This is a genomic window from Microbacterium luticocti DSM 19459, assembly GCF_000422405.1.
GTDB classification, from domain to species: Bacteria; Actinomycetota; Actinomycetes; order Actinomycetales; family Microbacteriaceae; genus Microbacterium; species Microbacterium luticocti.
The window spans coordinates 1-22,944 of sequence record NZ_AULS01000025.1 but is presented as its reverse complement, the minus strand read 5'-3'; the positions used below and the strand labels follow the sequence as shown (position 1 = coordinate 22,944).

Below are 22,944 nucleotides of genomic sequence, written 5' to 3'. Positions count from 1 at the left end.
AAGTAGCCTTTGGCTCTGTCATTCGTCTCATGCCAGCCAGCCGAGAACTGCAGCCCAAGTGAACCGATGCGGGGTGCAGCAGCCAGTTTGGAGAGAACTGCGGCGGTGGACTTGTTGACGGTGTAGACCATGCGTGTCTGGGCGATGGGTACGTCGTCGGTCTCCAGGATCGCGTGCCAGGTGCGGAGGGTGTCCTCGTCGACGTGCTGGATGCGGCTGGCGTGCGGACGCAGATCCCAGCGACCCTCCTCATCCTTCAACCCCGGCTCAGCACCCGAACCATCATGTTCGCTCCTGAGGAGAGAGAGGGAACGTACAGCTGTGTCGGGATGATACAGCGACGACGCCTGCAGAAAGTCCGGATGACGCGAGCTGGCGTAGATCTGGACGCCATATGAGACGTGATGGTCGATCTCGAACAGCATGAGCTCGTTGACGAATGCCCAGTGCCGTCGAAGTCGTCGATACGTTGCCCGCCGCAGGCGCCCCGCCTTCTCATCGGTGAAGTGGGTCTCGGGGTGGATCAGCCCAACCGAACCTGTAGGTCTGGGCTGTGCCGCATGCCCACGACGCCTCCCATGGCCCATCCTGTAGGCAATTCCTCAGACACACGCTGGGGGGTTCGCGCGGCCTCCCGCTGCTGCACGGCGGGGCGGTAGCTCCCAGCAGTGAAGAAGCCCAAAGTTGTGGCATGAGATCACCCATCCCCGTGCCGCCCGCCTGGGCCGCCGAGATCACGTCGTGGTGCGTGGCCATGCACGCCATGCGCCTCTCACCGCAGACCATCGAATTGCGGGTCTATCACCTCCGCCGGATCGCTCGCGCGGGCCTTGCCCCGACTCCATGGGAACTGACCGCACAGTCATTGCTCGATTGGACGGGCAGCAAGATGTGGAGTCGCGAGACCGCGCGGGCATTCCGCTCCTCGGTACGACGCTTCTGGGCGTGGGGCTTGAGCACCGAGCGCACCAACGCGAACATCGGTGAGTCCCTACCGATGGTCCGCCCGCAGGAGCCTCACCCGCGGCCCGCCGAGGCTTCCGCAGTCCAGCGCGCGGTCGCGACATCCGATGCCCGAGTCACCCTCATGCTCCGCCTCGCTAACGAACTCGGTATGCGGCGAGCGGAGGTTGCCCAGATTCACCCCGTGAATGATCTCGTGCAGGACCTTGTCGGCTGGTCACTCATCGTGCACGGCAAGGGGGCCAAGCAGCGTGTGCTCCCGTTGCCCAACGACATCGCCGATGTCCTACGTGATGCGCCCGAAGGCTATCTGTTCCCGAATCCGCAGGGCGGGCCCCTCTCGCCCCACTGGGTGGGAACGCTCGTCTCACGCGCGCTGCCGGCAGGGACGACGATGCATCAACTGCGTCACCTATGCGCGACCGAGATCCACGAGCAGACCCATGACCTGCGTCTTGTGCAGACCCTCCTCGGTCATGCATCACTTGCCACGACGCAGCGCTACGTCGCGATCGACGACAGCAAGGTGCGGGATGCCGTCGCCCTGCGTTCGCTTCGCTGGCGCCAATCTCGGACGAGCTGAATACGGGGGCCGGTCTGCAGTGTCTCTACCCTCCGATAAGTTGAGGCTGTGAGTGAGCTGCTGCCGACCCTGCAGGCGGACGACATCCAGCGCGGCCTTGTTGACTATTTGGCGACAACCTTCGCGCTTGCGGATGCCGATGCGCGGCGCGCGCTGGAGGCGTTCCTGCGCGACCCCGTCGACGGGATCTTCAAGGGACCATATGTACGACTGCGCGTCCCGTTCCGCACGGCGGGTGGCGACTGGCGGCAGTCCCTCGAGTGGTACGACGATCACGGATTCATCCCCTACGGGCACCAGGCCGTCGCGTTCGCGCGCCTCAGCACAGCGAACCTCACGGTGCAGAAGCCGGCGCCTCTGCCAACCCTGGTGACAACGGGTACTGGCTCCGGCAAGACCGAAGCTTTTCTCTACCCGATCCTCGATCACGTGCAGCGCACGAAGCGCGCTGGGCAGGGCGGCATCAAGGCCCTGATCCTTTACCCGATGAACGCGCTAGCCAACGACCAGGCCCGACGTCTCGCCGAAATCATCACCACCAATTCGGCACTGAGCGGCGTGCGCGCCGCGATCTACACCGGGCAGGAGCACGTCAAACGCACGGACGTCACCCCCGATGGGCTGATCAACGACCGAGCGGCGATGCGGGCCGAAGCGCCCGATCTCCTGCTCACCAATTACAAGATGCTCGACCGGCTGCTCCTGCGGCCCGCCGACCAGCCACTTTGGCAACAGAGCGCCAAGAGCCTGCAGTACCTGGTGCTCGACGAGTTTCACACCTATGACGGCGCGCAGGGCACCGACGTGGCCATGCTGCTGCGGCGCCTCGGCCTCGCCGTCTCGCGCAATGGCGGCGACCCGACACGCATCACCCCAGTCGCGACGTCGGCAACCCTCGGTGACCAGAACGACCCCTCGAGCATGATCGCCTTCGCAAACACGGTATTTGGCGAGCGATTCGACGCCTCGGCCGTCGTCACAGAGACGCGCCTGTCAGCACGCGAGTGGATCGGTGACGCACCCGCTCGGGTGGCGGCGCGCGGGTTTAGACCGCGGGCGGTCGACGTGCTTCTCGTTGAACGGGTGAATGGTCTCGTTGAAGAACAGGTCAAAGGCGCCCGGGACTCGGCAGCCATCACTCACGCGGTGATCGGTGCTCTTTACGCAGATGCAGCAGGCGAGCCCCCGGCCTTCGAGCCGTCGGATCACCTCGACCTACTGCGAGCACACCCCATCACCGAGGCGCTCATCGAACAGACAGGCAACGCTATCGCGCTCGATGAGTTGGCGGACCTGCTGATCCCGGCGGGCCTGGGAGCGACAGAGACCTACGAAGCTCGGCGCGGCTCCCGCGTGAACTTCGCGGCGGCGCTAATCGCCGCGCTCAGCCATGTGCGCGCCGTCGAAGGGCGCGCGGCGCTCTCCATCGACCTGCACCTATGGATGCGCGCGCTCACCCGCATTGACCGAGCAGCGACCCCCGAAGTCACACTGTCATGGAGTGATGACGGTTTCCGCGTCGGCGTTGATGGCGACGAGACCCCGGCTCAATTTCCGGCGATCTTCTGCCGCCACTGCGGGCGCAGCGGATGGGGTATCGAACTGGAGCCCACGGGGACCACGCTCGCACCTATGGACACGCCGATTCGCGCCAACCATGCTTCGCATGCGAATAGTCGGTTCCGGGCTCTCCTGTATGCCCCGGCTGAGGCAGCACGAGCAGCAGAAGCACCCGCCGGAAGTACAGATCGCGACCTCGACGGACTGCGGTGGCTGAATGTACGCGAGTGGCTGATCGAGCCCAACTCTGACGGCGCCGAGACGACGGCTACGCGCATCCCGGTGCTCATGGTAACGGGTGATGACATCGGCGAGCGCTCGGACAACGACGAGTGTCCATCCTGTCAGCGTCGGGACGGAATCCGGTTCCTGGGTTCGGCGGTCGCGACCATGCTGTCAGTAGCGGTCACGACGATGTTCGCCGACCACGCGCTCGACACAAACGAGAAGAAGGCGCTGGTGTTCACCGACAGCGTCCAGGATGCCGCGCATCGTGCGGGGTTCGTGCAGAGCCGCTCGCACGTCTTCGGGCTGCGCAACGCGATCCGCCACGCCGTCGGCAACCGCACGATGGGTCTGGACACGCTCGTCGAAGAGCTTCTCCATCGTGCTGAGACCCCCGTCGAGCGGTTTCGATTGCTAGCCCCAGACATCGCTGAACGTCCCGAGTTCGAGCAGTTCTGGTCAACGCCGCGCGCCATCGACGTGCCGGCTAAGGTGCGCCGCCGTGTTCGTGACCGGTTGCTGCTTGACGTTGAGCTCGAGTTTGGCCTGCAGTCGCGGGTGGGCCGTACTCTCGAACTCACCGGCACACTCGCCGCTGAAGTGGATGCGGGGTCACCGGCCAAACTCGCCAGCATTGGCGCACGGGTCGTGAAGGGTTACACGCGCCAGGCAGAGCTCGGAGAAGACTCCGACGCCGACGGTGCGACCGACCGTCAACTCGTGCAGTGGGTCCGCGGAGTACTCGAACGAATGCGAGAGCGTGGGGCGATCGAGCACAGGTGGTTCACCAAGTACATCCAGAGCGACGGAAGACGGTGGGCTGTCTGGGGCGGTCGGCCGCGCGGTGTCGGGATGCCTGCGTTCCCGCGCGGACGCGACGCCCCAGGATACCCGCGAGTGGGTGGTAACGCCCCGGTCGGAACGGACGCTCAACGCACGCACCTCGACGTAGCAGGCACACCGCAGAGCTGGTTCACGATCTGGGCGAAGCAGGTGCTCGGCGTCACGGCGCCTGACGGGGCCAAGCTCACCCGTGCCCTGCTCGTCGAACTCGAGCGTGTCGGCCTGGTCACAGGTGTAGAGATCAACTCGGGCAGCACCGCTGTTTATCAGATCGATCCTGCCCTGATTACCGTCACCCCGGTGCGTGAGGAAGACCGTCAGGCCCGTCGACACCTACTTGTCTGTGACGTCTGCCGAAGCCCGATTCCCGGGACGGTCACCGTGATTGATCAACTCGAGGGCGCCCCGTGCATGGCGTCCCGTTGCCCCGGACGACTGCGCCGCGAGCGGCGGCAGGGCGGGTACTACTTGCGCCTGTATGAAGAGGGCGATATGCGTAGTGTCGTCGCCCGCGAACACTCCAGTCTGCTCACAGACGAAGTCCGCTTGCGGTACGAGCAGGGATTCAAGGCGTCGGCCATGCGGCCCGACACCCCCAATGTGCTCGTCGCGACGCCGACGCTGGAGATGGGTATCGACATTGGCGACCTGTCGTCAGTTATGCTCGCCGGCCTACCGAAGACCGTAGCGTCGTATCTGCAGCGCGTCGGCCGCGCAGGGCGCCTGACCGGGAACGCGTTGTCGCTGGCGTTCGTCGAGGGCCGCGGCGATCAGCTTCCGAAGGTAGGCGAGCCACTGAGCGTCATCAACGGACAGGTGCGCGCACCAGCGACGTATCTCGATGCCGAGGAGATCCTGCAGCGACAGTTCATTGCCTACCTGTGTGACCGGCAGGCGAGTCTTGCCGAGAAGCAACCGCGGATCGCCCGCGACGTACTTGCCACTGCGGAGCCAGGCACCTTCCTCGACCGGGTTATCGAGGATGCTGAGGCCGGGCCCGAGCGCGTCTCTGAGTTCCTCGCCGAGTTCCACACTCTTGCGCCGTGGGCCCGCGATGGTCTGCGCGCCTGGTCAGTGCCGAGTTCAGGGCCACGTACGAGTGGCTTTGCGGCCGACGTGTTCGGCGCGGTCCAGCGGTGGAACGATGAGCGCGAGTTGCTCTTCCGACGACGGACGGAGATCGAGGACGGCCTACCTGCGTTGCAGAGAGAAGCAGAGCATCCCGCTACCAAGGACGACGAGGAGGTTAAGGCGCGCCTGCGCTCCGCGCAATCTGCCCTCAAGATGACTGGCGCGCTCATCCGCGCTCACACGAACGATCCGTGGATCTCCGCGCTCGAACGCGCGGGCTTGCTCCCCAACTACACACTCCTTGACGACACCGTTGAACTCAATGTCTCGCTGACCTGGTTCGATGAAGAGACCAACGCCTGGGAACACGGAGCTGAGAGCTTCGACCGGGGTGCGGCATCCGCCATCTCAGAACTTGCCCCGGGCGCCATGTTCTATGCACGCGGCCTCGAGATGAAAGTCGACGCGGTTGATCTCGGTGTCGAGGGCGCCGCTGTGCAGCGGTGGGTGTTCTGCCCGGAGTGCGGGTACAGCGAGCAGCTCGTTGGCAGCATCGCGGCACCGACTCAATGCCCGCGTTGCCTCGCGAAGGGCATCGCCGATGCTGCCCAGCAGTTCGACGTCGTCGAACTCAGACGCGCATACGCCGAGGTACGCAAGGACGAAGCATCCATCAACGATGCACGTGATGAACGTCAACGGGAGCCGTTCACGATCAAGGTCGCGGCCGACATCGATCCGCAGAATGTCATCCGCCGGTGGTACGTCGGACAGTCTGGCTTCGGCGTCTCGTATCTGCGCAGCCTCACGATCCGGTGGCTCAACATGGGCCACCGCTCGCAGCACGGACAGAGCCGCTTGCTCGCTGGTGAGGACGTCAATGCGCCACTGTTCCGGGTCTGCGAAGCATGCGGCAAGCTCGACACCTCAACAAATGCGAACAGCGCACGAGAGCACCGTGCCTGGTGCCGTCTGCGCAACGCCCGCGAAGAACAGGTGCGTACGATCGCACTATCACGCACGCTCAGGACGCAAGGGCTGGTGATGCGGATGCCACCGTCACTGACCGTGGGCGACAGCTTCGCCGTGCCGAGCTTCTCCGCTGCTGTACAACTCGGCCTGCGGGAGATCATCGGCGGCGACCCCGATCACCTACGCATCGAGCGCATCGTTGACCCGGTTCAGGGCGAAGACACCAACGTACCTGCTCTACTGATTCATGACACAGTGCCAGGCGGGACCGGGTACCTCGCCGACATGGCAGTTCCCGACCGTGTACGCGAACTCTTTCAGGCAGCTCTCAAGATTGTCGCCGACTGTCAGTGCCAGCATGAGGGGCGCGCCGCATGCCACCTCTGCCTGTTGCCATACGCACCCGGCGGCCATGCCGACCTCGTCTCACGCGCGAGCGCCGAACGCGCGCTCCGAGACCTCCTCGGAGAAGGAACATGGGACGTCTCCGAAGGTGCCGCTCCCGTCGTGGAAAGCTCCCTCGAGGCGTACTTCCGCAAGGTGTTCATCGGCCGAGCGAAGTCTTTGGGTGCAGCTGTCAAAGAGCTGCCGGGTGAGACAGGCAACCGGGTGCAAGTGACACTGGGCAATCGGACATGGCTCCTGCGCCCTCAGGTCGCCTTGGGAGCGACGAAGCCCGACTTCGTGCTAGAGCCGTTCGGTGGAGGAGTGCCGCCGCTGGCGATCTACACTGATGGATTCGCCTATCACGCGTCGGTACAGGTAAACGTGCTGCGTGAGGATGCCAAGAAGAGACAGGCTCTGCGAGACCTCGGCTATCGCGTCATGGCGATCACATGGGACGACCTGAAACGTGCCGAATCAGGGGATCCTGAACCTGACGTGGACTGGTTTGACCCCACATTCGCTGCGAACTTCACGAGCTCCTATGGCCTCGCCCTCAGCTGGCTCGACCGTGTCACCGCCAACCCGATCACTGAACTCATGGGTTGGATTCAGCGCCCGGGGCAGGCCGATGACCAGTGGCAGGCCGTTGGTCGAGCCCTGCCAACGATGGCAATGCAGCCGGCTGGCCAGTTCATCGACCTTCCCGAATCCGGGTTGGAATCGGTCCTCCGCCAGGTGCTGTCGGGGACCGCCCCGGGAGTGGAGAATCCGACGAGGGCATGGGTCGTGAACAAGGGTCCACTCGTCTGGGCATCGCAGCTGATCGACGACGTCGAAACGACAACCATGCTGGTGCTCGATGACCGGGAGAGCGCGCTCCGAGATGAGGATTTCGTGCATTCCTGGCGTCTTTGGCTGCGTTTGAGCAACCTGCTCGGGCAGCGCGGCGCGGTGAACAAGGCCATAATCACCACCGCGAGCGGCCTTGCGGACGAGGTCGGTATCACGCACGCTGCCGCCACTGCTCCAGAAGTGCCGCCTCACTGGAGCGGGGCCGTCGACATGGCCTTCGGAAGGGAACGTGACCTCCTCATCGAGCTTGCCAAGACCGACGCGCCCATCCCCTCCATTGGCGAGGAGGTAGGCGACGGCATCCCGGTTGGGATCTCATGGCCCGATCTGAGGATCGCCGCGCGGATTCATCTCAACGATGCAGATATTGCGGAACTCGCGCGCGAGGGATGGACCCTCGTGGAACCAGATCTGCACCACATCATGACGGCGCTTGACGCCGCGCAGAAGGAGCGTGACTGAGACGTGCCGAACATCGTCATGACCAAGGTCAAAGACCACGCGACCGAGAAAGCACTCAAGGTCAAGGTCTTCAACTTCCTTGCGAAGCTGGCGGAGGACGACAGCAGCGTTGGTCTGCACATTGAGAAGATGGAGAACGCGGTCGACTCCCGCGCTCGGACGGCGCGAGTCGATGGCTCCTGGCGAGCGGTACTGTACCGGCTCGACTCCATGGGGCACGAGCGCACCTACGTCTACGCGGGCACCTGGGAGCATGACGAGGCGATTCGCCGGGCTCGCACACTCAGGGTGAACCTTAACGCGGTCAACGGTGCAGTAGAGCTCATCGCCGACACAATGCCGGATCAGGCAGCGCCGAAGAAGTGGATCCCGACGTCTTCCATGCCGGCCGCTCCCGAGCCTGTCTCATTCCTCAGCTCGAGATTCGGCCGGACGTTCGCCGACCTCACCGACCTGCTCGGCTTCGACCCCACAACTGCTCGGCGGCTACTCGCCGCCCAGTCCGAATCAGAGCTTCTCGATCTCGTCGGTGCCCTGGAAAACGCATGGCAGCAGACTGCCGGTCTCAGTCTCGCTGTGGGAGACACGATCCCCACGATCCGACTGGAGCTTGGGCTAGATCAACCCAGCGATGAGGAGCCAGCGACACAACCCGAAGATGTGGCCAGCGGTGAGACAGAGGATGATCGGATTCTCCGGGGGCTCCATCGACCACTCTCAAAGATGCAGTTCACCATCGTCGGGGACGATGAAGAACTGCGCCGGATCATCGACAACGGGGACTTCGGGGCCTGGAGAGTCTTCCTCCACCCCGAGCAGGAGAAATATGCGACCGGGCACTGGAACGGTCCGTTCAGGCTCTCGGGCGGGGCGGGGACCGGCAAGACCGTGGTCCTCCTGCACCGAGCAAGGAACCTCGTCGCTGCCAGCCCGAGCGCTTCCATCGTGCTCACGACGTTCACACGAGCCCTCGGAGAGAATCTACAGCGCGACCTTGAGCGGCTTGACCCGTCAATCCCACAGGCACGCGGACTCGGATCCCCAGGTGCTCTCGTCCGCGGTGTTGACCAACTTGCGGTCTCGATCCGCGACCATGCCGGCGAGGCTTTCGGGAACGCGGGAGAACGCGTTCTGGGTGCGATCATCGAGGCCGGCACCTCACTGAGGTCGAACGATGCGGGATGGGACGAGGCAATCGCGGACGTCGATCCCGACCTGCCCGAGGCTGTACAGACCGCGTCCTTTCTTGCTGCCGAGTATCTCCAGGTGATCCTTCCCAATCGAATCTCCACAGCCGAGGAGTACTTCAGTGCTCGCCGCCCCGGCCGCGGCCTCGCACTGGACCGGAAGAAGCGGGCAGAGCTCTGGAAGATCGTCGATCGTTATCGCCGAGATGCGCGTCTACACCGCACGCTGAGCTGGGCGGAACTATCCGCAGTGGCTGCGGCTTGGCTTGAGGAGTCACCGGCCGCGGAAGCATTGCGCGTCGATCACATCCTCGTCGACGAAGGGCAAGACCTCACTCCCACACACTGGCAGATGCTCCGCGCGTTGGCGCGGCCCGGCCGGGACGATCTGTTCATCGCCGAAGATATCCACCAGCGCATATACGGCCAGAAGGTCACGCTGAGCCGCTACGGAATCAAGATCACCGGACGGTCGCGACGATTGACCTTGAACTACCGCACCACTTCCCAGAACCTTGGTTACGCACTCGGAGTGCTGGAGGGTATGGAGTATGTGGACGCCGAAGGAGCGGTTGAGACAGTGGGCGGCTATCGCTCGGCCCGCCGCGGGCCCGAGCCTCTCATCCGCGGAAAGCAGACGGACGCGGCGCAGATCGATGTGGTGGCGGAGTTCATCAGAGACTGGCTCGCGGAGGGCGTCGATCCTGCGACGATCGCGGTATTGACCCGCACAAATGATCGAGCGACGCGTCTGAGAGAAGAGTGCACGCGGCGCAACATCGATCTCACCCATCTGAAGAGTGCGAAAGCTCTGAGCACCACACCCGTCGTGCTCACGATGCACACCGCGAAGGGTATGGAGTTCAGCCGGGTGATTCTCTTCGATGTCTCGGAGGGCGTCATCCCCAACCGTGCCGTGCTCGAGAGAGCGGGAGTTGCCGAACGGGAGGACGTTCTCTTGCGCGAACGGTCGCTGCTTTATGTGGCGGCAAGCCGCGCGCGCGATGTCTTGGTGATCACGTGGGCCGGGCGGCCGTCAGTGCTTCTGCCGCGACGGTAAGCCGCCTGTCACACGACACGGATGAAGAGGAGAACGAGTAGCCGCCAGGCGCAGGGCCCCGCACCATTGGCCCGTTCGCGGGCATACTGCCACCTGCGCAGCGCTCTGTCACGCCCCGCGCGCGAGCGCGCGGGCGAACCGTGCCGTGATCGACGCGGGGTGTGTGATCGCGGTGCCCACGCACACCGCCAGGGCTCCGGCGGCGAGCACCGCGGCGGCATCGTCGGGTGTGCGGACTCGCCCCTCGCCGATCACCGGAGCGTCGCACCGCCGCGCGACCTCGGCGATCAGCTCGAGATCCGGTCCGTCGGTGCGAGCGCGCTCACCCGTGTACCCCGACAGGGTGGTTCCGATCAGATCGACTCCGGCGTCCTCGGCCGCCCGTGCGTCGTCGAGCGAGCCGCAATCCGCCATGACGAGCACGTCTCGCTCGACGCGCAACGCGCGGATCGTCTCCACCAGTGTCCGCCCATCCCGCCGCCGCCGGCGCGTGCCGTCCAGTGCGACGACGTCCGCGCCGGCATCCGCCACGGCAACGGCGTGCTCGAGCGACGGCGTGATGTAGACGCCCGCGTTACCGTCCTTCCACAGCCCGACCACCGGCACCGGCAGGTGTGCCGCGACCCGGATGTCGTCCAGCCCCTGCAGCCGAACGGCGACGGCACCGCCGTCCACCGCAGCCTGGGCAATCTGCGCCATGGTGCGAGGATCGCGCATCGGTTCACCCGGATACGCCTGGCATGAGACGATCAATCCCCCGGCGAGGCATCCGATCGCGTCGGCGAGCGCATACCTCGTCACTGCGGCACCCCGTCACCGTCAGACGTCCCTTCGCCTTCAGACGTCATCGTCGAGAGGCCTCCGCAGCCATTCGCCACGCGCACGATGTGCCGCGCGGCCCGCAGCGAACGGCAGACCGGCGGTGCGGCCGGCGTCATCCCTTCACCGCACCCATCGTCATGCCGGCGACGAAGTGACGCTGCATCAGCAGCGCGAACACCACGATCGGCATGCAGATCACCACGCTCAATGCCGCCATCGGGCCGAGTTGCACCCCGGCGTCAGTGATGAAGGATGCCACGCCCGTCGACAGCACCGGATTGCTCGACCGCGTCAGCGACTGCGCGATGAGGAACTCATTCCAGCTCAGCACCGCGGTGAGCACTGCGGCCGTCGCGATGCTGCTGCCGACCACCGGAAGCACCAGATGGAAGAAGCGCTGCGGCACGCTCGCACCATCGAGCGCACCCGCCTCGTCCATCTCGTGCGGCACCCCTCGGAAGGCGATCAGCATGAGCCACGTGACGAACGGCACCGTGATGCCCAGGTGCCCCAGGACCACGGCCCACGGCGTGTCGAACAATCCCGCATCGCGCATCATGACGAAGAACGGGATCACCATGGCGATACGCGGATAGAAGCGGAAGAACAACAGCAGGAAGACCGCAGCCCCGACCACCCATGGCCTGACACCCAGGCGTGCCAGCCCGTACCCGCACAGCGTTCCGAACACGACCGAGACCGCCGTGGTCAGCGACGCGATGATGAGCGAATTACGCAGCATCACGAATGTCTTCGGATCTGAGAACACCTCGCCGAAGTTCTGCCAGGTCGGGTTCGGGGCGAAGAACGCGGGCTGGAAGAAGTCCGCCGGGGTCTTCAGGCTCGCCGCGAGCAATGAGAAGAACGGGATGCTCCACACCACGACGATCACGATGACCAGAGTCGTGAGCAGGCCCGTGCGCAGCCGCCGATTCATTCGAAGCTCCTCTGTGATCGACGGTCGATGCGGAACATCACGACGATGATCAGTGTCACGACGATCATGAACAGCCACGACCCCGCGGCGGATTGCCCGATCTCGAAGTCCCGTAGACCCAGCGCATACAGGTAGTACGTGAGCGTGTAGGTGGCATACCCGGGTCCGCCCTGCGTCAGGGCATAGACCGTGTCGAGTTGAAGCAGCGAGTCCAGCACGCGGAAGGTGACGACCAGGGCGATCGCTCCTGTGAGCAGCGGCAGTTCGATGCGCGCGAACGTGCGCCACCGGCCCGCCCCGTCAACGCTTGCCGCCTCGACCAGATCCTGAGGAATGGACAGCATCGCCGCCCCCATCACCAGAATGACGAACGGCGTCCACTGCCAGACATCCACAATGATGATCGCGACCACCGACCACACCGGGTCGGCGAGCCACTGCGGCCCATGGATGCCGAGTGCGCCAAGGGCGACGTTCACCGACCCGCTCTGTGAGTTGAACATCAGCTTCCAGATGTTCGCGGCCGCCACAGGCGCGATCACCATGGGGAGCACCAGCACAGCACGGGCGATCCGGTGCACGCGACGACCGGGCCGCAGCAACGCCGCGATCCCCGTGCCGAGAACCAGCTGGATGGCCACACCGGCGAGCGTCACCGTGGCACTGACCCGCACCGCGCTCCAGAACACCGGGTCACCGAGGATCTTCTCGTAGTTGCCGAACCCGATGAACTTGCCCGGCTCGGCCGACGTCGCCATCGACCAGTCGAGGAATGAGAGCACGCTGGCGTCGGCCAGCGGATACACCTGCAGAACGAGCACGACGAGCATCGCCGGAACGATGCACGCCCACAGGAACAGCGTGTCGCGGCGGGTGGTGAGCAGGGATGTCGCGTTGCGGGTGCGACGCGACCTCCCTGCCGGGGCGAAGGTCGTCACTTCTCGACGAGACCGTTCGCGGTCGCCGTGGGGATGAGTGCCTTAGGAAGCTCGAGCTTGCTCCAGCCCGCCTCGATGGCCGCCACCGCATCCGCGGACGATCCCCCACTGGTGATGAACTGGCTCATCGGCCGGATGAACGCATCGAATGCCTTCAGCGTCAGCGGAAGCGGGATGGCTCGAGACAGGTTCGCCGACTGGATCGGCAGGTCATTGGCGTGCTTCTTCAGCAGCTCCGGGTCTTCGTAGGTGCTCTTGAACGGGGAGCCGATGCCGTAGCTGAACATCCACTTCGTTGCGTTCTCCGGGGTGACGTACGAGTCGATCCACTTCCACGCCAGGTCCTTGTTCTTCGCGAGGCTCGAGATCGACAACGACCACGACGAGAGCGCCGGCGTGCCGGGGCCAGGGAAGGGCACCTGAGCCCAGCCGTCGCCGAGGGTCGAGCGTGACGAGTCGTTGAGCGGGCCGCGCACGAAGCTCGGCCAGCCGATCAGGATCGCGGCCTTGCCGCCGAGGAAGAGCTCGTTCGCTTCATCGATGCTCAGCGACGCGGCGTTCGCGGGCCCCAGCTTGGCGATGGCTGCGGTCTGGTCGAGCGCAGCGGCGGCCTTCTCGTCATCCAAGCCCCACTTGCCGTCCTTGGTGATGTAGAAGCCGTCGTATGCGCCCTGGAAGATGGACGGGATCTGGTCGGCCGCGCCGAATGCGAACGACACCGGTGCCACACCGTCGGGCAGGGTGCTCTTCAACTTGGTGGCCGCATCGATGAGGTCAGTCCACGTGTCGAAGGTGGTGTCGGCGGGCAGGTACTTGGTGTTCACGAACACGCCGTATGCGTCGGCCGCGTAGGTCAGCCCGACAGGTTTGCCGTCGTAGTACGGCGTGGGACCGTCCTTGAGCAGCTCGGGGATGTAGGAGCTCTTGTTCTTCCAGCTGTCGAGCTGGGTGTTCAGCGGGGCGAGGCGGTTGTAGAACTCGACGTCCCAGGCGCTCGTGGACATGACGTCGTAGGCACCGGTGCCGGTGATCAGGTCGGTCGCGTTCTGCTGCCCCAGTGTGGCGAACGGGAACGCCTCGACCTTGACGTGCGCGTCGTTCGTCTTGTCGAAGTCAGAGACGATCGATTCCGCCGCCTTGTTGTAGGTGCCCGAGTCCATGTACGTCACCGTCAGGTCGCCGCCCGCGGACGAGCCGCCCCCTCCGGAACACGCCGACAACGCCGCCACCGTCAGCGCGGCCGTGAGGAGCACACCTGTGCGGCGCAAGGGACGCCGGGATGAGTTCGTCTTCATTGATGTCTCTTTCCCCTTTAACCCTAGGGTTGCCTCTCAAACCTAGGGTTTTGTACGGTAGCATCCGACCTCACGAGCGTCAACCATGTTTCGTTGGCATGACGCGACCGCACCGGAACCGCGTGAAGGCGGCGACGGTGACCCGCTATGCTCGCGGCAGAAGACAATGACTCCCAAGTACCTCCGCGTCCTCCGAGAGCTCTCGGCGCGCATCGACACGATGAACCCCGGTGATCCGTTGCCGAGCGAGGAAGAGTTGTCACGGGAGTTCGGCACCTCGCCGATGACGACCAGGCGAGCGCTCACGATCCTGCTCGACGCGAAGCGCATCGTCGGCATCCGCGGCAAGGGCACGTTCGTGGCCCAGCAGCCGATGGTGCGCAGCCTGTCACTGAAGTCGTTCAGCGAGTCCATGAAGAGCGTGGGTCGCACCGCGCACTCACAGATCCTCGAGCTGTCTATGTCGCCCGCCGATGCAGAGGTCGCGGCCGAACTCGAAGTCGATGAAGGGGCGCAGACATACCTGATCCGACGGTTGCGCTTCGGCGATGATCTGCCGATCGCGGTGGACCGCACACGGCTGCCGGCGGAACGCTTTCCCGGCCTGCTCGGCAAGGACCTCACCGGATCGCTCTACGCCACCCTCTCTGAGCAGTACGGCGTGGCGATCGAGCGCGCCACCTCAAGTGTCCGCGCGGTCGCCATCGGCTCCGACGAAGCGGAGCTGCTACACCTACCCGAGGGCACACCGTGCCTGGCCGTCCGTGCGCGTGCGCAGGACAGCGAGGGTCGGATGATCGAGTCCACGCTCTCGCTGTACCGCGGCGACATGTACGAGCTGCATGTCGACCACATCCGGTAAGAGCACCGGCATGCATGCGGCGAGCGAGAGCGAAGTCACCCGGAACCAACTACGAGCTGCCACGCCTCACCGCTCCCCGTCGAAGCGGGTGTTCGCCAAGCGGTAGAGCATGAGCGCGACGTCGAGGCGCGTGCGGCCGACCGGCGTGGCGGGGTCGAAGCCGAGCATCGGCGTCAACTCGCGCACGCGCGCCCCCATCGTCGAGTGGTGCACGCCGGCCTCGGCCGCCAGTGCCCGGTGGCTCGCGCCCGCCGACAGCCCGCGCAGCAGCGACTCGGTCCAGTGCGCGGCAAGCGCCCGACCGACGGCATCCACGTCCGGATGCGGCACCGCACGCTGATCCTCGACCTCGAACAGCGCCAGCAGCGCGCCCAGCTCATCCGCTCGCACGACCGGCCGCGACGGGTCGGCCAGGCGCAGCGCGATCAGCGCCGACCGCCACGACTGCGGGATCTCGCCCGCCACATGGGCCGCCACACCGATGCCGGCCGAGGGCGCCAGGCCCGTGGCATCCACCACCGTCAGCACCGCACGCACCACACCGAACCGCGTCGCCACCACGGCATGCGGTGCCGCCGTGGCCAGCGGCACGCCGGTCGGCACGGCCACCGCGTGCACCGGCACGTGCACCGGCAGCGCCAGCCGCTGCAGCGCCTCGTCGCGCTGTTCGTCGGTCGCGTCGGCCGACACGAGCGTCTCGACCGCCTGCCGCGTGGGCGCCACGGTGTCGAGCCGCGTCGACAGGATCGACAGCGCGATCGCCAGCCGCTCGAGCACCATCGCGTCGTTCGCGTGCGCCTCACCCGACCGCTCGAGCCATACGACCGCACCCTCACCGAAGCCCACACTCGGCCAGCCGTCGGGTGACCCGTCAGGCAGGGATGCCGCATCCGGCCCGAATCGCCGGCCCCGCTCGGCACCGGGCCGGGCGTGACCCACCGGCGCACCGGCGAGCGTGGCAGCGCCGCGCAGCATCCCCTCGGCCCCCACCCGTCCGTCGATCAGACGGTCGAAGTATGCGATCACCTTGAGGGTCTCGCTCGCTTCGGGATCGAGGGCGAGAAGCCGGCCGGCGAGCTCTCTCATCGGCATCCTTTCGTCGTCGCGCCCCACCCTACGCGCGGCGCGACGAGCCGACTACGCGTCGATCATGCGGGTGATCCAGTTGTTGCGCGCCTCGACCATGCGCATCGACAGCTGCGCCTGCGGGGCCAGCCCGTCGAAGCCATGGAACCCGCCCGGCCACACGTGCAGCTCGCAGACGCCGCCCGCCGCCCAGATGCGCGACGCGTAGGCGACGTCCTCGTCGCGGAACACCTCGGCGCTGCCCACGTCGATGAACGTCGGCGGCAGCCCGGAGAGGTCTTCGGCGCGCCCCGGAGCGGCATAGATCGACACCGCGTCGGTGCGCCGGCGGTCGCCGAGGTAGGCGTCCCACCCGGTGTCGTTGCTGGCGCGGTCCCACACGCCGATGCCCTGGATCTGGTGCGACGACACGGTCTCGTTGCGGTCGTCGAGCATCGGGTAGATCAGCAGCGATGCGCGCAACTGCGGGCCGCGGCGGTCGCGGGCCAGCAGGGTGACGCCGGCCGCGAGCCCGCCGCCCGCGCTCGCCCCGCCGACGATGAGCCGCGAGGGGTCGATCCCCAGCTCGCCGGCATGCTCGGCCGTCCACACCAAGCCGGCGTACGAGTCTTCGACCGGCACCGGGTCGGGGAACTCCGGCGCGAGCCGGTACTCGACCGAGACGACCACCGCGCCGTGACTGGCGATGAACGGCAGGAACCCCTGCACGCCCTGCAGGCGGTCGCCGAGGATCATGCCGCCGCCGTGGATGTGGTAGATGCCCGGACCGGGCACCGTCTGGTCCTGCCGCCGGAACACCGAGAGGATGATCTCGCCGCCCTCGTACCCGGCGATCGTGTGCTCCTCGTGCACGGCACCCACCGCCGCGATCTGGTCCGCCAGCGTCGGGTCGGCCGGCATCTGCCGCATCAGCGGGATCATCTCGGGCGTGATCGTGGGCGGAATCATCCCGGCCGCAAGTTCCAGGGCTGCGGCCAGTTCAGGGTCGAACGGCGGGGGCGTGTACACGGTGGTCATATCGATCTCCTTCGGTCGATTCTCGGTCGAACGGATGCCGCGGTTTCGGCTGCGTGGCTCTGGCTGGGGTGTCGCAGCCCGGCGATGCTCCGATGCTCGCATCGCGCCCGGCCCGCCGGCACCGCCGCGTAGGCGCAGTTCGGGGCGGTCGGGTAGCCAGATGGCGGGGGCTTTCGCCGGGCGCGAGCGCGTCGACGGCGGTGCCATCGTCGGCTGACGCGTATCATCCTAATTTCTGGATGCCACATCCTAACACTTTGGGGTAGGATCCTAAGTGGGTATCCATGAGGAGGTCGACATGAGCGACGGGGTCGAACTGGTTGCAGCTCTGCGGAAGTTCGGGGCGGAAGTTGTCGGCGTCGAGGCGAAGAAGGCGGGAATGGGCCTGCCTAAGTCTGTCGTGGAGACACTCTCTGCGTTCTCGAACACACCCGGCGGCGGCACCATCATCCTCGGCCTGGACGAGAGCACGAACTTCACTGCGGTGCAGCCACGGGATCCGGGCAAGTTGGTGGCAGATCTCGCTTCAACAGCGCGGGAGAGCATGGATCCGCCGCTCCAACCGGTCATCGAACTCGTCGAAGTCGATGACGCAACCCTCGTCATAGCCGATATCCCCGAGCTTCCCCGGGAGCAGAAACCTTGCTACGTCAAGAGCCGAGGGATGGCGCACGGATCCTTCATTCGCGTTGGAGAAGGCGACCGCAGACTCACCTCCCAGGAGGTCCAGCAACTCTTAGCCGACCGTGGGCAGCCGCAGTTCGACCACGAACCGGTTCTCGATGCGACCCTTGCAGACCTCGACGCCGAGAGCGTTGCCAAATTCACGACCCGTATGCGCACCGGTACCAACGCACGGATCTTCAGAGATGAGCCTGACGATGTCATCCTCCGGATGACCAAGGTGATCTCCAAGGGCTCCGACGCGCGGGACCATCCGACTCTGGCAGGCCTCCTCGCACTCGGCCGATACCCTCAGCAGTTCTTCCCACAACTGAATGTCACGTTCGTGTCCTATCCGACCGTCGAGGGGACGCGTGCCGCATCCGGAGTGCGGTTTCTCGACAACGCCTCGATCGACGGTTCGATCCCGACGATGGCAGCTGAGGCCCTCGCCGTCGTGCACCGCAACATGAAGAAGCGAGCCCTGGTGTCAGGTGTCGGCCGCCGTGACCTCTGGGAATACCCGCCGGAAGCGCTTCGGGAGGCGATCGTCAATGCCTTCGTCCATCGCGATCTCAGTCCCGGATCGCGAGGCATGCAGGTGCAGATCGAGATGTACCCCGACCGCCTCCGCATCATGAACCCCGGCGGTCTCTTCGGCGCGGTCGACATCGATCACTTGGGCGACGAAGGAAGATCCTCGTCACGAAACGGGTCTCTGCTGAAGATTCTCGAGGATGTTGAGATCCCTGGCGAGAACCGCACTGTATGCGAGAATCGCGGCTCGGGTATTCGTGCCATGCTCGCCGCCCTTCGAGAGGCCGGAATGAGCCCTCCGGTGTTCAAGGACGGCACGACATCGTTCCAGGTGATCTTCCCCAACCACACCCTTCTTGACGAGGAGACGGTCGCATGGCTCCAGCTGGTCGGTCGCGAAGGGCTCACTGACTCCCAGTGCATCGGCCTTGCGCTCATGCGTCATGGCAATGACGTCATGACCAACGCCCGTTATCGTGCGGCTACTGGCATCAGCGACAGCACCCGGGCCACACGAGAACTGCAGGACCTCGTTGCCCGTGAATTGGTGACGCAGACCGGCGTGCGACGCGGGGCGAGTTACAGCCTCTCCGAATACGCCCGGTCGATCAGCGAGGGGCGTCACAGGCCACGTCTGAACCGGCGGCGTCAGATCGTCAACCTGCTGCTGGACCGAGGAGAACTCTCCAAGACCGAGATCAGCGACGCCCTCGACCTCGGTACCAAGGCGACGGAGCACTGGCTACGGACGCTCAAGAACGAGGGGCTGATCGAGCAGAACATCCCCGGACGCGGCAGTAGAAACACGCGGTACCGAGTCACATCCAAAGGCGCGCAGCAAACACTGTTCGAGGAGGACCGGAACTGATCGCCCTCGTGACTATGCAGCAGCAAGTGGCAACCGCCGGCGGCGCTCGGCGCGGGAGGCTGGAGGTGGGTCGCAGGTGCCTGAGTGCAGGCGTACTGCATGCACCGCAGGTAGAATGGCGGCATGACGGTGACGATCACGGTGCGCAACGTGCCTGATGAGGTGCGTGACGAGCTTGCGGCGCGGGCTGCACGCTCCGGGCGCTCGATGCAGGAGTACCTCAATCTGCAGCTGGCACGCCTCGCGTCGACGCCGAGTGCCGCCGAGGCGATCGCGCGCGCACGGCTGAACGCGCAGTCCTATCCCGACATCGCGATGGACGACATCGTCGAGGCCGTCGGTGCCACGCGTCGATGACCTGTCGGTCGAGCCGGTCGTCGTCGACGCCTCGGTCGTGATCGCCCTCGGGACATCACGGTCGGATGCCGCATCCGCCCTTGCCGACAGGCTGGCCGCGACCGACCTGCACGCACCGCACATCCTGCCGACCGAAGTCGACAGCGGCGTGCGCGGCCTCGTGCTGGGGCATCGGCTGACCCCTGCGCAGGGAACCGCCGCGCGGGAGGTCGCCCAGGCACTGCCGGTCGAACTGTGGCCCTGGTCACTGCTGTCGGATCGTGCGTGGGAGCTGCGCGATAACCTGTCGAGCTACGACGCCGGGTACGTCGCCCTCGCCGAGCACCTCGGTGCGCCCCTGATCACCGGCGACGCCCGCCTCGCCCACGCATCGGGCGTGCGATGCCCGGTCGAGGTGTATCGGTGAGCCGCTTCGCGCCGGCCTTCCACCCGATGGCCGGTCACGGTCGCTGCTCCGTGCGCGACCCGTTCGCGCCGTGGCGCGTTCGCGCGGTAGCGCGATAACTCACGCGCGGGACCGTTCGATCGCGGCCGACCATTCCGCGGGTGATGCGCATCGCGCCCGAATGAAACCGCTGTACATCAGCCCTCACGCAAAGCGATCTGCCGAAGACCAGAGAGGCCCAGGACGAGTGCCCAGGGGCCGGCCCCCAGCTGTGCCGCAGCGCGCCGGATCCGATCCTCGTGCTTGAGGAAGAGTTCCACCTGGTCCTGCGCACGCAGGTCGCGCTTCGCACCGATCCACACGGAGCAGACACCGAACTCGCGGTACGCGGCCAGTTCAGCAGGCCGCGTACGTATGCGGCGGTCACGAGTCAGCACGATGAACCCGCGAGCACCGGCAACCTGCATCCACTCGACATCTCGGGCACCGAGCGGCACCTCGGGAAGGTCCTCGTGCCCGGGGTAGACGATGTCGTCACGGCCGCTGCGCCGCAACAGCTTGCCGAGACCGAGCGCGTTCTCGTCAGTGAAATACACCGGCGAGAACGCGCTGGACATCATGCGGCGCGCTCGGCCGCGGCGATGAGCTCGAACCGCAACGCCTCATCGACCTGCCGCGCAGTGAGTTCGTAAAGGTCTGCGAGTTGCTCCCGTGTGGTCCCCGCGCGGTATTCCTCGGCCAGCGCCTCCGTCCGCACGTTGCGGACGGCGGGCTGACCAAAGGTGTGCGCAGGATCCATCAGCACGTCCGGCGTCCGCAGATCGGGCTTCAGACGCCGCACGACCTCGTTCTCGTACTCCACCGCGTCGGTGAACCGCTCCGACGCGTGCGACAACATCACCTGACCGCTGCGCACGACCACAAACCGCAGTGGTCGCTCAAGGCCGACCTCCTTCTGCACCCGCAACACCAGCTCGCGCCCTTCGACGTCGAGGAACGGGCTCGCCTGCGCCAACGGGTATTGGCCGAACTCCTTGCGCAACCGCGCAACCGCAGGGCGCAACCGCTGCACCGGCACGTCCTTGCTCCGAAACTCCGCAAGCAGCCGCGCCTCGACCATCTCTCCCCATGTCACCGCATCGCTGCCCGTGGGCTCCTCACGCAACACAGGCTGGTAGATGCGTCCCGCACGTTCGTACCCCTCGAGCCACCGACGCGACGTACCCGCATGCAGCCCCACGAGGCGATCGACATCCGCGTAGGAGTAGATCGCTCGATCGAGGAGAGAAGTGATCATGGCACCATCATGGCACCGGCGGCCGACACGGGTCAGGGAGTCGTCCACAGCCGCTACGTGAACGCCGGCAGGCCGGTCAGCGCCCGGCCGAGGATCAGCGCGTGCACCTCGTCGGTGCCCTCATAGGTGCGCACCGCCTCGAGATTGGCCAGATGCCGCATCACTGGGAACTCGGCGGTGATGCCGTCCCCACCCAGGATCGACCGCGCAAGCCCGGCGATCGCGATCGCCTGCCGCACATTGTTCAGCTTGCCGACGCTGACCTGCGCGGGCGTGAGGGTCCCGGCATCCTTCATCGCCCCCAGATGCACGGCAAGCAGCGCGCCCTTCTCGTACTCGACGAGCATGTCGGCGAGCTTGGCCTGGGTCAGCTGAAAACCCCCGATCGCGCGCCCGAACACCTCGCGCTCGCGAGCGCGCCCGAGCGCCGCCTCGAGGCACGACCGCGCCGCACCCATCGCACCCCAGACGATGCCGTACCGCGCCTCGTTCAGGCACGAGAACGGCGCGCGCAGCCCCTGCGCCAGGGGCAGGATGCCCTCACCGGGCACGCGCACGTCATCGAGCACGACCTCGCACTGGATCGACGCGCGCATCGCGAGCTTGCCGTCGATCGGCGTCGCGGAGTATCCCGCCGCGTCGGTCGGGACGACGAACCCGCGCACCGTGCCGTCCACCACGGCCCACACGATGGCGATGTCGGCGACCGACGCCAGGCCGATCCACCGCTTGACGCCTGAGATCACCCAGTCGTCGCCGTCGCGGCGCGCCTGTGTCGTCATGGCCGCCGGATCGCTGCCGCCCGCCGGCTCGGTCAGGGCGAAGCATCCGATCATGCGGCCCGCCGCCATCTCGGGCAGGTACGCCTGCTTCTGCTGCTCGGAACCGAACCGCGCGATCGCCGTCATCGCGAGCGAACCCTGCACCGACACGAACGTGCGCCAGCCCGAATCGACCGCCTCGAGCTCGAGGCACGCCGCCCCGTACGCGGTCGCCGACACCCCGGCACAGCCGTATCCGTGCAGGTGCATGCCCAGCAGCCCCGCCTCACCGAGTCCTGCGACCAGCTCGCGGCGGAAATACTGTCGCTCGGCGTCGTCGTCGATCGTCGGCGCGATCTGCTCGCGCGCGAACCGACGCGCCCGCTGCTGCCACTGCCGCGCGTCGGCCGGCAGCAGCTCGTCGATGCAGAACACCGCGGCCAGCGCCGCTTCGCCGGGCTGGGTGGCGGGCTGGGTGGTGGGCGAGGCGGCGGATGCTTCGGGGGCGGTCATGATCGACAGGGTACGCGGCGGTGGCAACCCATGACGGGACGATGGCGGCGGCGCGACGTGCGGCAGAACTCCTCCAATCCGGTGCTGCGCCGCCCGGGCCGGGTCAAGTCCCGTGGGGTGGTGTCATTTTGGTTGCTTCCTGGGGGGGGTCAGGCGGTGAGGTAGAGCTCGGGGCGTGTGGGTTCGGCGTGGTCGTGGAGGGTGTGGACGAGTTTGCGTATCGAGGTGTCGGAGAAGTAGCGGCGTTCCCCGTAGGACCATTCCTCGTGCTGCTCTTGCAGGACGGCGCCGATCAGGCGGGTCACGGAGTCTCGGTCGGGGAAGATCTGGACGACGTCGGCGCGGCGCTTGATCTCCCGGTTGAGGCGCTCGATCGGGTTGTTCGACCACACCTTCTGCCAGTGCTCGCGCGGTAGCGGTGCGAACGCGGTCAGGTCGGGT

Annotated in this window: 18 protein-coding genes and 1 pseudogene; 8 read left to right on the top strand and 11 right to left on the bottom strand. The window is 66.1% G+C overall.

Annotation, left to right across the window (positions count from 1 at the left end; translation table 11 throughout):
• Positions 1-425: hypothetical protein (locus H577_RS0112555; RefSeq protein ID WP_029146239.1), on the bottom strand; the 425-nt coding region annotated here is incomplete at its 3' end.
• A 266-nt stretch (positions 426-691) separates the two neighbouring features.
• Between H577_RS0112555 and H577_RS16485 the strand changes: the two genes are divergently transcribed.
• Genes H577_RS16485 through H577_RS0112540 form a run of 3 tightly spaced genes read left to right on the top strand, consistent with a single transcriptional unit; the run spans position 692 to position 10,165 of the window.
• Positions 692-1,546, top strand: coding sequence for a tyrosine-type recombinase/integrase (locus H577_RS16485; protein ID WP_051192016.1), 855 nt, complete (start codon positions 692-694; stop codon positions 1,544-1,546).
• Positions 1,547-1,594: 48 nt separating this feature from the next.
• Positions 1,595-7,918, top strand: coding sequence for a DEAD/DEAH box helicase (locus tag H577_RS0112545; protein WP_029146238.1), 6,324 nt, complete (start codon positions 1,595-1,597; stop codon positions 7,916-7,918).
• A gap of 3 nt (positions 7,919-7,921) precedes the next feature.
• Positions 7,922-10,165 carry a 3'-5' exonuclease gene (locus tag H577_RS0112540; RefSeq protein WP_084516231.1) on the top strand — a complete coding sequence of 748 codons (2,244 nt, stop codon included), beginning with the start codon at positions 7,922-7,924 and terminating at the stop codon, positions 10,163-10,165.
• Positions 10,166-10,273: 108 nt separating this feature from the next.
• On the opposite strand, the gene H577_RS0112535 is transcribed toward H577_RS0112540, so the two are convergent.
• From H577_RS0112535 to H577_RS0112520, 4 genes are all read right to left on the bottom strand, one after another.
• Positions 10,274-10,966: an N-acetylmannosamine-6-phosphate 2-epimerase gene (locus H577_RS0112535; protein WP_084516229.1), complete on the bottom strand. Its 693-nt coding sequence runs from the start codon at positions 10,964-10,966 to the stop codon at positions 10,274-10,276.
• 133 nt (positions 10,967-11,099) lie between these two features.
• The gene (locus tag H577_RS16480) at positions 11,100-11,924 is read right to left on the bottom strand and encodes a carbohydrate ABC transporter permease (RefSeq protein WP_051192015.1); all 825 of its coding nucleotides are present in this window, start codon (positions 11,922-11,924) and stop codon (positions 11,100-11,102) included.
• The gene (locus H577_RS0112525) at positions 11,921-12,862 is read right to left on the bottom strand and encodes a carbohydrate ABC transporter permease (RefSeq protein WP_029146235.1); all 942 of its coding nucleotides are present in this window, start codon (positions 12,860-12,862) and stop codon (positions 11,921-11,923) included. The genes H577_RS16480 and H577_RS0112525 overlap by 4 nt, the downstream gene beginning before the upstream one ends.
• Positions 12,859-14,157 (bottom strand): ABC transporter substrate-binding protein, encoded by a 1,299-nt coding sequence (locus H577_RS0112520; protein ID WP_084516226.1) that lies wholly within the window; start codon positions 14,155-14,157, stop codon positions 12,859-12,861. Before H577_RS0112520 ends, H577_RS0112525 begins: the two co-directional genes overlap by 4 nt.
• Positions 14,158-14,323: 166 nt before the next feature.
• On the opposite strand from H577_RS0112520, the gene H577_RS0112515 reads away from it, so the two are divergent.
• Positions 14,324-15,019, top strand: a complete 696-nt coding sequence (locus H577_RS0112515) for a GntR family transcriptional regulator (protein WP_029146233.1) — start codon at positions 14,324-14,326, stop codon at positions 15,017-15,019.
• A gap of 66 nt (positions 15,020-15,085) precedes the next feature.
• On the opposite strand, the gene H577_RS0112510 is transcribed toward H577_RS0112515, so the two are convergent.
• Positions 15,086-16,105, bottom strand: coding sequence for a helix-turn-helix domain-containing protein (locus H577_RS0112510; RefSeq protein WP_029146232.1), 1,020 nt, complete (start codon positions 16,103-16,105; stop codon positions 15,086-15,088).
• A 51-nt stretch (positions 16,106-16,156) separates the two neighbouring features.
• A complete protein-coding gene (locus H577_RS0112505; RefSeq protein ID WP_029146231.1) occupies positions 16,157-17,122 on the bottom strand; it encodes an alpha/beta hydrolase in 966 nt (321 codons plus the stop codon).
• A gap of 298 nt (positions 17,123-17,420) precedes the next feature.
• Here H577_RS0112505 and H577_RS18300 point away from each other — a divergent pair.
• From H577_RS18300 to H577_RS0112490, 4 genes and pseudogenes are all read left to right on the top strand, one after another.
• Positions 17,421-17,822: pseudogene (locus H577_RS18300) on the top strand (AlbA family DNA-binding domain-containing protein); the annotation flags it as partial.
• A gap of 195 nt (positions 17,823-18,017) precedes the next feature.
• Positions 18,018-19,190, top strand: a complete 1,173-nt coding sequence (locus H577_RS0112500; RefSeq protein WP_425411321.1) for an ATP-binding protein — start codon at positions 18,018-18,020, stop codon at positions 19,188-19,190.
• Positions 19,191-19,313: 123 nt separating this feature from the next.
• Positions 19,314-19,547, top strand: coding sequence for a FitA-like ribbon-helix-helix domain-containing protein (locus tag H577_RS0112495; RefSeq protein ID WP_029146229.1), 234 nt, complete (start codon positions 19,314-19,316; stop codon positions 19,545-19,547).
• Positions 19,531-19,953 (top strand): type II toxin-antitoxin system VapC family toxin, encoded by a 423-nt coding sequence (locus tag H577_RS0112490; protein WP_245570400.1) that lies wholly within the window; start codon positions 19,531-19,533, stop codon positions 19,951-19,953. Before H577_RS0112495 ends, H577_RS0112490 begins: the two co-directional genes overlap by 17 nt.
• A 176-nt stretch (positions 19,954-20,129) precedes the next feature.
• On the opposite strand, the gene H577_RS17130 is transcribed toward H577_RS0112490, so the two are convergent.
• From H577_RS17130 to H577_RS16470, 4 genes are all read right to left on the bottom strand, one after another.
• Positions 20,130-20,549: a PIN-like domain-containing protein gene (locus H577_RS17130; RefSeq protein ID WP_156876653.1), complete on the bottom strand. Its 420-nt coding sequence runs from the start codon at positions 20,547-20,549 to the stop codon at positions 20,130-20,132.
• Positions 20,549-21,229 (bottom strand): DUF433 domain-containing protein, encoded by a 681-nt coding sequence (locus H577_RS0112480; protein WP_029146227.1) that lies wholly within the window; start codon positions 21,227-21,229, stop codon positions 20,549-20,551. Before H577_RS0112480 ends, H577_RS17130 begins: the two co-directional genes overlap by 1 nt.
• Before the next feature lie 53 nt (positions 21,230-21,282).
• On the bottom strand, positions 21,283-22,503 hold the full coding sequence (locus H577_RS0112475; RefSeq protein WP_084516222.1) for an acyl-CoA dehydrogenase family protein: 1,221 nt from the start codon (positions 22,501-22,503) through the stop codon (positions 21,283-21,285).
• Between the two features lie 149 nt (positions 22,504-22,652).
• The coding region (locus H577_RS16470; protein ID WP_036285071.1) for an IS256 family transposase at positions 22,653-22,944 on the bottom strand (292 nt) is incomplete at its 5' end.